Origin of the sequence: Enterococcus sp. 4G2_DIV0659 (assembly GCF_002140715.2) — a bacterium.
Lineage (GTDB): Bacteria > Bacillota > Bacilli > Lactobacillales > Enterococcaceae > Enterococcus_L > Enterococcus_L mansonii.
Window position 1 is genome coordinate 1,156,429 of record NZ_NGLE02000001.1, and the last position, 13,691, is coordinate 1,170,119.

Below are 13,691 nucleotides of genomic sequence, written 5' to 3' on the forward strand. Positions count from 1 at the left end.
GAATCTATTTTTTTTTTGGTTTTCTTTTTTTACTCTGTTTTTTCTTTTTATTTACACCACGAACAATGAAGAAAATTATAATTATAACAACTATAACTCCACCAACAATCATTCCAATTAGTTTCCAATCAATCCCACGCTCCTGAAGTAAGGAAACATCTTGAGAATTGAATTTATCTGCTTCTTCATCTGTAATCTTAAAATCTTCCGTCCATTCCCAACGCTTTTCACCTGAAACGACTAATACATGGGCTGTATAATCTCCAGGAATCATTTTATCTCCGTTCATCGATACTGGAAAATCAATCATATTGTTCGGTCCAATACGCATGCTCGCTTTCTTTTTATCATAAAGTACTTCATCTGATCCTTTTTTCATGATCTGAACATCAGTAGTCACATCATTCAAATATTCTGGCTTAATATTAGACATACTAACAAAAATTGCATTACGATAATTTTCCAGCTCTGCATAAACACGATTCATCACCAAGTCTGGTTCAACCGGCTGATCTGTTTCACTCAAAAGCATACCTACTAAGAATGCATATTCATTAATGATACCTGTCTGCTCTTTTTTTTCTTCTGATTTATCCGGTAATTGCTTCATTTCAATCCCACCAGAAATAACACCTTCGAAACTAGCCTCTGGCATATCTATTGCCAACTCTAAAGGAACTGTTTCTCCAGCTGGTATATCTACTTTTTCAGCAGCTTTGACTATATTTACGAAATCATATTTCAATGATTTATCATTTTCAATCGACGTCGGTCCGTATTCTAAAACGCCATTACCATTTGTTTTCACACTATTTAAAGAAATAGCTACACTAATTTCTTTATCTGACGGATTAGTTAGCTCTATTTTTACGGTTTGCTTTTGACCTGGTGTCATTCGTAAATCAAAATATCCAACCTTATTTCTTTGGTTTTCAGGATGAATAACATTATAAGTGAAGGATTTCATTGCTGAAGCTTTTGCTTGTTCCGTTTTACTATCAGCTTGTGCACTAATTGATGAGCATACAAAACAAGCTATGTATAATACTAAAATGATTGGTGCAATTATTCTTTTTTTCATGGTCCTACCCTTTCTATCAATCATAAAACAAGCTCACCGATTCAAAGGAATCGGCGATCTTGTTTCAATTGGTTCATGTGTTATATTTAAATCTTTTTAGATAGTGTCTGACAATGTCCAAGTAATCACAGCTTTATATTTCCCGTGCATGATTTCAGTTTCTTTTGGTACAGATAGTTTCACTGCATTTTCAGCACTATTAGCAACAGCAGCATCACCAAACACTAATTCATAGTCTCCACGACCTTTTTTAGGATCATCATTGACAACAAAATCAACACTGTTAGCTTCAACTGTACCGTTTTTAGCCTTCAATACATGAGGACCTGCTTTAAGAGCACTAGCAGCAGGGCGTAAAGCTGGATCTGCGATAGATTTTAATGACATATCACTAAATGTAATTTCAGCACCATTTAATTCAGCAGTATCAGTTCCATTCGCTAAAGTCGTTGTAAAGTTAGTTGTGATTTTTCCGCTTAATTTGTATTTGTGATCTAATGTAGAACGGTCATCTCTATATTTTACAAAGTTTGCTTGTTGAAATTCTGGATATTTATTTGGATCAGTAGTGCCTGGGTTTGCATGGAATGGTTTAACTGGATAGGTACGTCCGCTTCCATCTGATAAAATTTTGTGTGATTTAAAATCTAATGGTGTAATTGCAAGCACACCGAATAATTTATTTTCTACACCAGTTATGTTTGTGATGATAGAAGAGGTGTCACCAGGTTTAGTAATAGTTGTTCCACCACTTCCATCTCTTGTAAATTCAATGTATCCATCGCCTGTTTTTGAATCTGGAGCTGCTTTCGTTGTGTTTGGAATTGCTACTGATACTCCTACAGCTGCTAATAATGCAGCGCCTAAAAGCTTGTGTGTGTTTTTCATTTGTGTTTCCTCCTAAAATTTGTGTTTTATTTATGGCAACTCGGCTAATACCCAAGTTAACACCGTAGTATAATCGACCGGATCTATTTTAGTTGCCTCCGGAATGGACAATGTGATAGCATTATTTTCATAGACTTGTTTATTATTAAAGTCTGGATCTACAATCGGTTGCTCTTTTAAGTCTACTTTTGGTTTTAGCGTGTCCTTTTGACCATTTTGATTGGTACTAGATGCACCAAAAGAAATAGCCCAAGTTCCTGAACCTGTATCAGGCTTTGCTTCTGCTAATACATAAGCTTCCCCAATGTTATTCAATTGAATAATATCTTGAGAAACAACTGGCGCAACCTTTGAGTCTTGTCTAGAATTGGCCCAAGATTTGTCAAAAGATAGTACAGCACCATTTAATTGACTGTTTTGTGTCTGCTCATTTTTAAATTGAGTTTCCTGACGGAGCTGTAAACTCCAACCGAATGATCCTCCGCGGTAGTCTGATACTTGTACAAAGTTGGCTCTTGGCCCTGTATCATCTTTGAACAACTGAGCATTCACGGGGTATATTCGATCTTTGTTCAAAATACTATTACTGGAAAAGTTTAGTTGCGGAACAAAATCAATCCGCAGCTTTCCATCAGTACTCGGACTTGGTCCTGGATCTACAGTTACATCAGGCTTTTCTGGATCTCGCACCCCTGTATCTTCTTCCACCTCTTCAAAGATAATAGTCCCATCACCAGTTTTACTTGTAGCTGCTGCAATTTCAACATTAGTCATTACGATTGAGGAAAGAAAGAATATCGTACCAAAAGTTAGAAAATATCTCTTCATTTTTAGAACTCCTTTCTTTGTCCATCTTTTTCCTTTTTGCGTTTGCGCAAAAAGAATATCAAGACAGTTAAGACAACAACTACACCGCTTGTAGACAAGCTCTTCATTACTAGTTCACCTGTTGACGGGTATCCGCCTTTAGGTTTTGATCTTGGCGGTTCAGCTTCTGGTACACTTGAAGTTGGTGGCTCTGTATCTGATTTAGGCGGTTCAGAGCTAGAAGATTCTTCATAAAAATTAATCTTACCATTAGTCTGAACAGCTCCACCGATTTCTGATGCTTCACTTTTTACATTAGATACCGACAAAGAAAATATCATACTCAAAATCACCAAAGAGGAGAGGATATCAACATTTTTTTTTAATTTTCTCATTTCACATTTTCTCCTGTTCTATTTTGCATCTTGGATTTTAAATTCGAGTACACCTTTATATTTCCCTAATTTATTTACAGAACCCGCTGGTAACCTTAATTTAATACCATCACCATCTTTGGTCCAACCTGCGCTCACATTATACTCAACTTGACCTTGATTACTATTGTTGTTACTTAAAACTTGAGTTGAAATCCCTGTAATCGGTGTTTCTTTGTTCCCGCGTCTATAAACGATTGCATCTGGTAAATTATATGCTGGATCGGTGGGAGCATCAGTATTTTTGAAAGGCTCCTTCATTCGAACATATAATTCCCATTCTTTCGTAGGGTTACGTGTATCGGAAATAACTAAATCGTCACCATTTAGTGTTGGTTCATCTACACGAATTTCATTATTATTCTTATTCGATGCAAATTTACCAAAATCGATACTTTCTGGTGCTGATTTGAGAACTAACGCACCTAATATGGTATGAGTTCCACTGTCTTTAACTGAGATGTCCTTGACTTCATATACCGGATTAGGGTTAATCCCAGGAACAAATGGGGTTTCTCTTGGCGTTGTGCCCGCAGCCTTAGCAGTATTGAAAATCTGCTTACCTACTGCTGAAACATCAACTTTTGCATTAAATGTAACTTTTACAGATTTAGGTGTTTTACCAGTTCCAGAAAGAAGATCCCCTACTTTGACCCATAGTGTTTTTGTTTCTGAATTATAGCCAAATTTGCTAGTATCAGTTAATGGCGTTCCATTAACTGTAATACCATGATTTGCTGGATCAAACACTAGCCCTTCTGGTATGATATCTGTGATTTCTACATCTTTCCAAGTAGTATCAAAACTGTCACCTTTATTATTACCAGCAGTAATCGTGTAGGTTAGGATATCTCCTACAGTTGTAGTTGTACCACCACTAGATACGACTGTTTTAGTCAAGGAAGGTTGATCAGGTAAAACATCTTTCACAATCAAACGTTTTGCCGAGTTAAGGCGTTCATCCTTCGTACCTTCTTTAAGCGCATCGTGATATCCTAGATAAGCATCATATCCATCTACATCTACATTAATATTACCGAATACACCATCTGGTTCTTGTGTGTAAGTACCTGGTAATGTATATGCTGGTAATGGTGTAATTGTTGTATTGTCTTTTAGATAAATATCAACTTTGTCTTCTTTTGTTAAATATCTCGGCAAATCAAGTGACCATTCACCGTTAGTAACTGTCGTTGAAAGAAGAACATCATTAGCATCTTTCAGCCATTCAGTGCCATTCACTTTAACAAACACTTTTGCTCCATCTTCGTCACTAGTACCGGATAATTGTTTTGTTGCATTAGTTAATGTCGTTGAAACTTTGGTTTGCGTTGGTGGCGTAACATCAATAGTTACTTCAGCAGTTTGAACCCATTGATCAGCGTTATCATCATTAGGATTCCCCTCATGAATTTTATTCGGATCATCACCAGCTCCCCCACGCCATGCTCTTATTACCTTCACTGAATCTCCAATATTTAGAAACTCAATTTGACCATTGACTTTATTAGGAATTTTGAACATTCCAGCTCTAGGTGACTCACCATAGATTGAAATCCCATTTAAATTAGTTTCATCAGCTCCATAAGTTTTTCCAGTTAGTTTATAAGGAGCCTTGCTACTATCTTTCGGTGTAACTTCAACTTCAACTGTTACTTCATCAGTCCAAGCATCACGATTACCATCCAAACCTTCCGGAATTCCCACATGGCCGATTATGTGCTTATCCGCATTTGTTGGTCTTCTTAATTCATCAACGATCGGACTAGCATTATTACCACTTAGACGCCCCATCTTAGATATACTTTGATTACTATTAGCATTTAGATAGTCAGAGACTTCTTTTTCCATAATATAAGGTCCAGGTAAAGTAGGTTGTAATTTATCCATTGAAAATGGAGTTGTTATATTTGTATCAAATACACCTCTAGCCCCACTCATAGCCAAATTAACTAAAGTCCAGGCTTTTTGTGGATTCCTTTCGAAACTGGCTTCGTCTCCTAGCGGCCAAATACTTAAATCGGAATAAACTGATTTTAAAATACTATTAGAACCACCATTGAAAAACAGCGTTCCTCCACCAATATTTTTGAAATCATAATACAACATATTCTCAAACTCAAAAAACGTTTTTGTCCCACTTCCTGTATTAGTTCTAAAAGCTGGTCCTCTTGTGTTTCCTTTAACTTTAAATATGGTATCCTTTCCAGCAGTAACAGTTACATTATTATCAGCAGTAATTGCGCGACCAGCCATAGCTGCAGTACCATTACCAGTTGATGTACTCGCTGAATATTTAGTGGTAAAGATGTCTACGGTAGAATACTTTCCATTCAAATTAAATTCAGCGTTCGATCCAGACTCGTATTGTATGGCTGGCCCTGTGCCGTTATTGTTAACTTCAAACTCTGAGCCAGAATCCACATTGATTACATTATTATCTCCATACATTCGAACTGCTGCCGAGCGTTCATCTCCATCTTTTTTCTCAACGAACAATTTAGACTTATTCCGAATATTAAACGTCATCTGTCCAACATATCTAAAACGAATAGCCGCCCCCATTGAATTGACCGTATCTGTATCTTGAACAACATCTAAAATTGATTCATTATCAATATTAAATATTCCAAATCGACTTTGCATTAGGATTGTTGGTCTGTTTGTAGCATGAAATTTTAGATGCGCTTTCTCATCTACGTTAATACGTGCATTATCTCCTTCAATAACCATGGCTCCGCCATAATGTTCATATTTTCTAGTTGCTGAAGAAAAATTTCCAACTGTCTTATCGCCAGTAAATTCTATTTTTGAATTTGCCGCATTAATTAAAACAAATGGAGTTTGTTGTGAACTAATGTCTATGTTTGCTTGGTCGTTTACAATTAGCTCAGAGTTTTCTGATACCGAACTATAAAATAAGTTTTGTCCGTGAGAAACAATGCTTGCCTTATTAGTAACAGTTAACCGTTTTGATTCAATCAATGAGAACCAGGAAGAAAAACCCGTACCAGCAGTAGTACCCGTATAACTAGTCTCTGTACCAAAACTCGTGCTTAAAGTATTTGTTCCACCATCGAAAATCACATCACCATTTTGATTATAGACAAGTCGCTTACTAATATTTCCAACAGTATCTACATCAGTAAGTTTTACAGTCCACATTTCACTTTCTGTGCCTTTTGAATAAATCAATGCAGTACTGCTATCGTTCCGACTTGAAGAATGACCCGCTATTTCAATGTTCTTAATACTTAACGTGCTCGGATCTGTAACCACTGACAGTTCTATTCCTTTTACATTTCTGGTGCCGCCTGAATCCCCAAAATTAATTTGTCTTTTTGCAAATGATATAGGGATTCCAGAACCATCAATTTGATCTACACCTTGAATCGTAACAGATCGATTAATCATACCAGCAGAAGTAGCAACACTAGCTGTTGGATCAGGATTATTTATATCCTTTAAAATATTGATATGCGTAACTGTTGGAGTAGCTAACGCAACTTGAAATTGGTTCCAGTCGCTTACATTAGCATGTACTTCATTTCCATACGAAGTAATTGTCACATCATTTTTAGTAGCATCAACTTTTAGTTGTGGTAGCTCTGGCTCAGCTTTCTTCTTTTTAGCTTTAGGAACCTTTATCTTTACCTTGGTTAATTCCTGTTCTTCATCTGAACTCATCACCTTTATTGTTACTTCTTTCCCAAAATGTCGAGGTTCAAAATATAAAGGAAATACAAGTTCTAGATTCTGATCAACCTTCGATGTAATTAAAAGTCCAGTATCTTTTTGGAAAACCTTTATTTTATCAACTATATCTTGATCTAAGCTTTCCAGAAAATCTTCTGCTTTAACTGTTTCCATTCCTTCCATCATCAAAAAGAAAGATTGCTGATTAGAGTTTTCCACCTTAATTTTAGCCTTTAAGGAGGTGGTTTCGTCTATAAATTTTTCTTGATTCTGTACCTCTATTGAATACTTTGTTGTTTTCTCTGAGGCTTTTAGTATCGAGTTTGATTTGAATCCTGCTATCAGAAACAGGCTTATTACCACCAAAAATATCCCAGAAAAACAACTTTTTTTTCCGAATTTCATTACTTTTCTCAACTCCTCTCTATTCATGTGATTTTTTGTGTGTCGGATCACACTATATTTCAATTTTCCAACTCAAACTAAAGGTATTCAGTTTGAATTGAAAAAGTGAAAACAACTCTAATTGTAAAACTCCTTTGTTTATTTCCTTGTTAACTAGACAACATATATCCTCTTGAACGCACCGTTCGGATATATTTTGGTTTGAACGAATCGTCTTCTAGTTTCTTTCTTAAATGAAAGACTAGATTCGCTACGCGATATTTTTTTTCGCCTTTTTCTTCGCCCCAAACACTTTTGTAAAGTTCTTCGTACGTGACCGCTTCACCTTTGCGTCGGATTAATGACTCTAAGGCTTTAAATTCCAATTTAGTTAGACCTACTTCACCTTTTCCTTCTATATTTACAGAGAAATTATTAGGAACTAATTGGATTGCAGCGACTTTTTCAGTTTTTAGCAATTGTGTATTGGTTGCAATTGCTGTTTGCTGTATTTTTTTATTTAATCTTCGCTCAAGTGTGCTCATGATATATAAACAGAATTCATCTGCTTCTGTTCGTTTATCAAATGTACCGTCCGCACCAAGTTGCAGATGGACGATTCGATTAATTTTGGTTGACTCGTCAGATAAAACCCAGACGAATTTGTTCGTCAGGCTTCTTACTTTAATAATCAATTCACATGTCAGACCAATTTCCTCAAGAGAGGCTTCAAAAATCAGGATAGCATCCATTTTTTTTATTCCGTCATCTAGTTCAGTTGGATGAATCTGATGAATTGAGCATTTTTTTTCTTCCAATGCCTTTATGTACTGAGTCTCATTACTTTCAATACTGTTAACTATTGCTATGTTGTACATTTGTTTCCTCCTTAGATTTTTTATGTGCAGATAATAATTTAAACTCAATCCTTTTGACTCAAATATAATATTCACATTTAGACCAAAAGTATCATTTTAATCTAATTTATGATAGACTTGTTGCTGATTCTCTTTTTTTTATAACACCGTAGAAATTCTCTTGTTCTAAATAAGAACAGGAAATAGAATTTGCGAGAAAATAGAAAAACAAATATTATATCTTATTTTTCTATTTTGAAAAGTTATATTATTTGTGCAGTGTTTTTTAATTTACTTTTTTTAAATAGAAAACTTGTTAATTATGTGTTATAAATATCTTTTTTCAGTATAACTCATTTTCTTAATAAGAAAATATCAATTTTTTAACTAATTTCTAAATAAAATGAGAAAAACCTATTTCTTTTTCGCCGTCAAATTCGCCGTCAAAATTTTTTTGAAAGGAAGATTATCTTGGCTAGAAAAGGTGAAAACATTTACAAACGGAAAGATGGGCGCTGGGAAGGGCGGTATGTCAAAGGTAGAAAAGCTAACGGAGGTATCCACTATGGTTATGTCTATAGTCAATCCTATAAAGAAGTAAAGAAAAAGTTAACTATAAAAAAGGCAGCATTTTTTTTAGAAAAAGAAAATAAAGAAGAATTTTACGGCACATTGAACAATTGGTTGGATTATTGGTTAGATACAGTAGTTGCCACTAAAGTGAAACCAGGAACCTTTGACAGCTATAAAAGTAAACTTGATTGTCATGTTCGTCCAATTATTGGTGAAATCCGTTTAAGTAATTTAAATTCTGGTCATCTCAATCAACTTATCAATGATATAAAAGTAAAAATCTCGATAAATTCACTTCATTCTATTGTTAGAGTATTGAAAACAGCTTTAAAATATGCAGAAAAACTTAATTTCATTCATCGTTCAATTTATGAATCAATAGAGTTACCAAAAGTCAGAAAAACTAAAGTAGTAAGTATTTCTCAATCTGAACATAAGCTTTTAGTAAAAGAAGCAAGCAAAGAAGTGAATGGTTTACCTATGCTGATTTCACTGAAAACAGGAATGAGAATTGGAGAAATTTCAGGATTAAAATGGGAAGATATTGACTTTGAAAATAGAATACTAACTGTTAAACGAACACTTCAAAGAGTCAAATCATATAAAAAAAATGGTTTTAAAACACGCATTATTGAAGAAAAACCTAAATCAGAAAGTTCAGAACGAATGATTCCCCTATCCAGAAATCTATTAGAATTACTAATGAACAAAAAAAAGAAAAGTAATAGCCCTTATGTTATCTCTAATAACCAAGGTTTTACAGAACCTAGAACTATTCGTTATCAATTTAAACAACTTCTACAAAAATTCAAGTTGATAGATTGTTCTTTTCATGCATTAAGACACTCTTTTGCCACCCGCTGTTTGGAAAAAGGAGTAAATGTTGCAGTTATCAGTTCTTTATTAGGACATGCTTCAACTAAAATGACACTTGATATTTATACAAACTCAAATCTAGCAGAAGAGAGAATCGCAATAGAAGCAATAGCCTCTTTATAAATGAAACCAGTGAATAAAGTTATCGTTTACGCCGTCAAATTCGCCGTCACAAAAATTCTCAATCCTTTATATGCAGGAGTTTAGAGGCTGTATTCCTGTTCTTATTTAGAACAAGAAATTCCAGTCTTACTTAGTATAAAAAAACAAGTAGATTTTGTTATAAATTAAACGAAAAAATAGTATTTTCTTTATAATTAAAAGACAAAACTGATTGAAACATATAACAGTATTAGGCTCTATACTTTCTGATGTTGGTGAAAAACCACCTGCATCTTTTTTAATGCAAAATAATAGAAAAGACACCTTGATATCCTTTAGAATTAAGTCGTCTAAAACCATTCAAAAGGGGAAATCAAGGTGTCAAATCCCTTAGGTATTCTAGACTTAAACATTCCCTTTAACGAAAATTGCTTAAAAAAGGAACGAATCAAAGGAAGAAGCTGTAAGGTCTTTTCAGGTACGCTTGATTATTCAGCTCATGCTTGTCCACATTGCGCATTTGAAGATAAATCCGCGATTATTCGTCGGGGCTACACCTCGTGTTTGATCTTATTGAATGATGTCTCGGAGTATCAAACGTATTTACGCTTGAAGAAACGTCGTTTTTTCTGTCAATCCTGCAATCGATCGTTCGTTGCTGAATCGAGTCTTGTTGAAAAATGTTGTTCGATTTCTACTAAAGTAAAGTTAGCCATTGCTGATCGACTCACCTTACCTCAACGATGAATTTAAATCAGTCAAGCAAGTCGCGGCTTCTATGAGTTTCATCATGATGGATGGGAGAGCCTTTTTAAAACACCGTATTCAGAGAATGAATGTCTTTCTTCATCTGGGAAATGAAGAGGAAAAAAAATCAATCAAAGCTTGATTTTGAAAAAACCATTTAGCGTTCTTCCTTTCGCACCCTATTAACTGAAACAGAAATCGTTGATCGATTACTTGCGTATGATAACGAGTTGAAAAGTGGCTACACCTGTTATCAAGTCTTTCTTTATGCCGTACAGACAAATGTTTCCGCTCGATTTTATGCACTATTAGACGAAGATTTTCGCTGTCTTCCTCCCTACTATCAAAAGACGATTGGTACTTTTAAGAAGTGCCAAAATGAAATTAAAAATGCGCTAGAATTGCTTTATTCTAATGGACCACTGGAATGTTTAAATAATCATATTAAAGTGTTGAAGAGAAATGCTTATGGGGTTCGTAACTTTTACAATTTCAAGTTGAGAATTTCTTTATGTTTTGGCACCATTCTTTTTCAAGCAAACAGAAAAACCTAGAGGAAAGTTCCTCTAGGAATCATAATAATCGATTTAATTCTTTGGGTTTTCTTCATTAACATTAGTTGCCTAATTAAATCACTCCTAAATTCAATTAGGGCTTATCAGAGCTTAAATTGCTTGGATAAGTCTTATTTAGCTTGTACACACCTCCCTCATCCTTTCACTTCAAACCACTCTTAAATTTCAATCTGTTTGATCTACTTCTGTTTTCATGCTAAAAGGTAGCTTTGTTCATAATACTGATTATTTGAAGAATGCTAGATTCTATTAAAAAAATAGTCAACAACTACAATTAAGTGTCCATACAAAAAAATCAACCAATGAATTCTCATCAGTTGATTCTCGCAGTTCATTTATAAAGAACTTTAGCTCGTAAAAAATTGACTAATTAGTACCAGCCATTAGCTAGCCAGAATGCTTGAGCAGCTTCCCACGAGCCATAACGACCTGCTACATAACTATCTGCTACGCGTTCTTGATTGGCTTCAGAATAATCTCCATTGAGATAAGAAGCATCTAATTGGTATCTACCAATATATTTACCATTTGTGGCACTGTATGAACCGCTAGATTCTTTTTGTGCAATCCATTCTTTAGCTGACGATGTTGTCACAGCATTTGCTGGTGTTGGCTCAACATTCGGTGTCTGAACTGCTGAAGTATTCTCAGTAGGAGTTGTGGTTGTTAAAGGCTCAGCTTGTGGCGCCTCTTCTTCTGTACGGACTTTTAATTGCTCTCCTTCAAAAATCATGTTTATATTTGAAATATGATTATCCTTAGCAATTAAATCAATCAAACGATTATCTCCGCTAAATTGATAAGAAATAGTAGATAATGTATCTCCAGATTTTACTGTATATAAGCTATCAGCATGCGCGTCAGTCGTTCCCATAAAAATGCCAAATCCTGCAGTCAAAGTTGTTGCTAATAAAATCGTTTTAAGTGATTTCATGTTGTTTCTCCTTTATAAAAAAATATTTTTTGTCGTTTGTTTATCGACTTTGCATACTTTACCATCTAAAAATATTTCATAGGTGAACATTCAATGACAACTCATTACAAGTATTTTCATTGAGTAACAGTTTATTAAAAAGGACCGTAGAAACACTTGTTCGCTCTGCATTTCCATTTGATCTTTCATCTGAAAAAAAACATGATTTTTTCTGAAAAAAACTTTTTTTAGCTTGATAACAATCGTCATATTACAAAATTTTTGAATTATTACAGACATTTTTACCCACTCTTCCTGATTCAGATGACTATTTTTCACTTGAATCAGCCTTTTTTCGGTTTAGATAAATCTCATTTAAACATTAAACTACACAAAAAAAGAGGAAAACAAAACCAACAATCAGTTTTGTTTCCCTCTCTAAATCCGAATAATCAGCAAGAAAATAGATATTAATTTTTCGACCTCGTCCTTGCTTTTAACATTACTCAATAAAATCTCTTTGTTCAATCACTGACTCTAATAACCTGTTCTCTGTTTGAATAATATCAAAAAATGCACTAATTTTTTCTAATTGTTCATAATCAATTTGATATAGCTTCACTCTTGGCTTGAAAAAGAGAAAACCTGGACGAACTTTTACCCGTTCATTGATTAAATGGCATTGTTCCATCATTGACTGCAAATCCATTTCTGAAACACTATTTTTGACTTTTTCAACGCGTGCTCGTTCATAGATCCATTGATCTTTCGTTACAGTCATTTTTTCTGTAATAGTTACTAATTGACGGTTCAATCGCCATGATTGTTCAATAAACTTCGCTTTTTTGTATAAATCATCGTATTGAATAAGGTCAATACGAACGGGTTTATACCAGTCTTCTTCATCTATTGAGGATTTTTGATGCTTCTTAAATCTTTTGAGTCCACTAAAAAGCAAACTATTTTCGATGGCGAGCAGCTCGTATTCCAATTTTTCTTTTGCCACTCGCACGCGTTCCTTTGACGCCTTTTCTCGTTTCAAGCTTTCTTTAAGAAAAAGAACTTCACTTTTTTCTGAACGAATAGGTGCTGTTATTTCCACGTCGACGTCTTCATCTTCACTTATTTGCGTATCGTATGTTTTTTCTTCATCCATTAGAAAATCTAACTCTTGTTCATAATCGTCTTCAAACGCTTCTTCGACTTCTTCTTTTATGGAAAATTCTACTGGAAAGCTAAGTGTTTCTTGAACAAAAGGTGCTTCTTCTTCTTGAAAAATAGAAAGTAATTTTCTTTCTAAAATCTTACTAACGGAATCACTTTTTGAATAACCCATCTGCTCTAAACTAGCAGAAACTGTAAATTGAACAGGCTCATCTTCCTTACTAAAGGATACTGGGATCAACTCACAGAAGTATGTACTGAAGAGGTCATCAACTTCTTCAACTATTTTGGTCCAAATAAATTTAGGAAAAAGTGATTCTAATTCTTCTAGCAGAACGTCCCAATTCAGTTCCGTATTGAAGAATTGAATTTCAATATGCTTTTTGATTGGTGAAGAACTAACTTTTCTAGAAATTTCATCATTTTCCCGTACAGTCAAAAAATCGCCTGTTGAACGTTCATAGAGTGTTTCACACGTATCAACTATTTTTTCTGCATTTTTTTGATAGAGAACGGTCCCAGTTGTGAATGGGATTGCTTGCTGATGAAAAAACACATCAAAATAATCATTCATTAGACCGTTCTCCTTTCTTG

Annotated in this window: 9 protein-coding genes and 1 pseudogene; 2 read left to right on the top strand and 8 right to left on the bottom strand. The window is 34.5% G+C overall.

Annotation, left to right across the window (positions count from 1 at the left end):
* Window positions 1-4: 4 nt before the first annotated feature.
* The 6 genes from A5880_RS05455 to A5880_RS05480 form a co-directional block, all read right to left on the bottom strand.
* On the bottom strand, window positions 5-1,081 hold the full coding sequence (locus A5880_RS05455) for a WxLIP family cell surface protein (RefSeq protein ID WP_086331215.1): 1,077 nt from the start codon (window positions 1,079-1,081) through the stop codon (window positions 5-7).
* 96 nt (window positions 1,082-1,177) lie between these two features.
* Window positions 1,178-1,969, bottom strand: a complete 792-nt coding sequence (locus A5880_RS05460; protein ID WP_086331214.1) for a WxL domain-containing protein — start codon at window positions 1,967-1,969, stop codon at window positions 1,178-1,180.
* A gap of 30 nt (window positions 1,970-1,999) precedes the next feature.
* Window positions 2,000-2,797: a WxL domain-containing protein gene (locus tag A5880_RS05465; protein ID WP_086331213.1), complete on the bottom strand. Its 798-nt coding sequence runs from the start codon at window positions 2,795-2,797 to the stop codon at window positions 2,000-2,002.
* A gap of 2 nt (window positions 2,798-2,799) precedes the next feature.
* Window positions 2,800-3,171 carry an LPXTG cell wall anchor domain-containing protein gene (locus A5880_RS05470; RefSeq protein ID WP_179190461.1) on the bottom strand — a complete coding sequence of 124 codons (372 nt, stop codon included), beginning with the start codon at window positions 3,169-3,171 and terminating at the stop codon, window positions 2,800-2,802.
* Between the two features lie 18 nt (window positions 3,172-3,189).
* Window positions 3,190-7,311, bottom strand: coding sequence for an isopeptide-forming domain-containing fimbrial protein (locus A5880_RS05475; protein ID WP_336577001.1), 4,122 nt, complete (start codon window positions 7,309-7,311; stop codon window positions 3,190-3,192).
* A gap of 149 nt (window positions 7,312-7,460) precedes the next feature.
* Complete coding sequence (locus A5880_RS05480; protein WP_086331211.1) at window positions 7,461-8,168, bottom strand: DNA-binding response regulator; 708 nt, start codon at window positions 8,166-8,168, stop codon at window positions 7,461-7,463.
* A 450-nt stretch (window positions 8,169-8,618) separates the two neighbouring features.
* On the opposite strand from A5880_RS05480, the gene A5880_RS05485 reads away from it, so the two are divergent.
* Both A5880_RS05485 and A5880_RS16230 read left to right on the top strand, forming a co-directional pair.
* Window positions 8,619-9,719 (top strand): tyrosine-type recombinase/integrase, encoded by a 1,101-nt coding sequence (locus A5880_RS05485; RefSeq protein ID WP_086331210.1) that lies wholly within the window; start codon window positions 8,619-8,621, stop codon window positions 9,717-9,719.
* A gap of 351 nt (window positions 9,720-10,070) precedes the next feature.
* Window positions 10,071-10,999, top strand: a pseudogene (locus A5880_RS16230) (transposase).
* Between the two features lie 391 nt (window positions 11,000-11,390).
* Here A5880_RS16230 and apf read toward each other — a convergent pair.
* Together apf and A5880_RS05510 are read right to left on the bottom strand one after the other, a co-directional pair.
* Window positions 11,391-11,954, bottom strand: a complete 564-nt coding sequence (apf, locus tag A5880_RS05505) for an aggregation-promoting factor (RefSeq protein WP_086331209.1) — start codon at window positions 11,952-11,954, stop codon at window positions 11,391-11,393.
* A gap of 481 nt (window positions 11,955-12,435) precedes the next feature.
* The gene (locus A5880_RS05510; RefSeq protein WP_086331207.1) at window positions 12,436-13,671 is read right to left on the bottom strand and encodes a hypothetical protein; all 1,236 of its coding nucleotides are present in this window, start codon (window positions 13,669-13,671) and stop codon (window positions 12,436-12,438) included.
* Window positions 13,672-13,691: the final 20 nt, after the last annotated feature.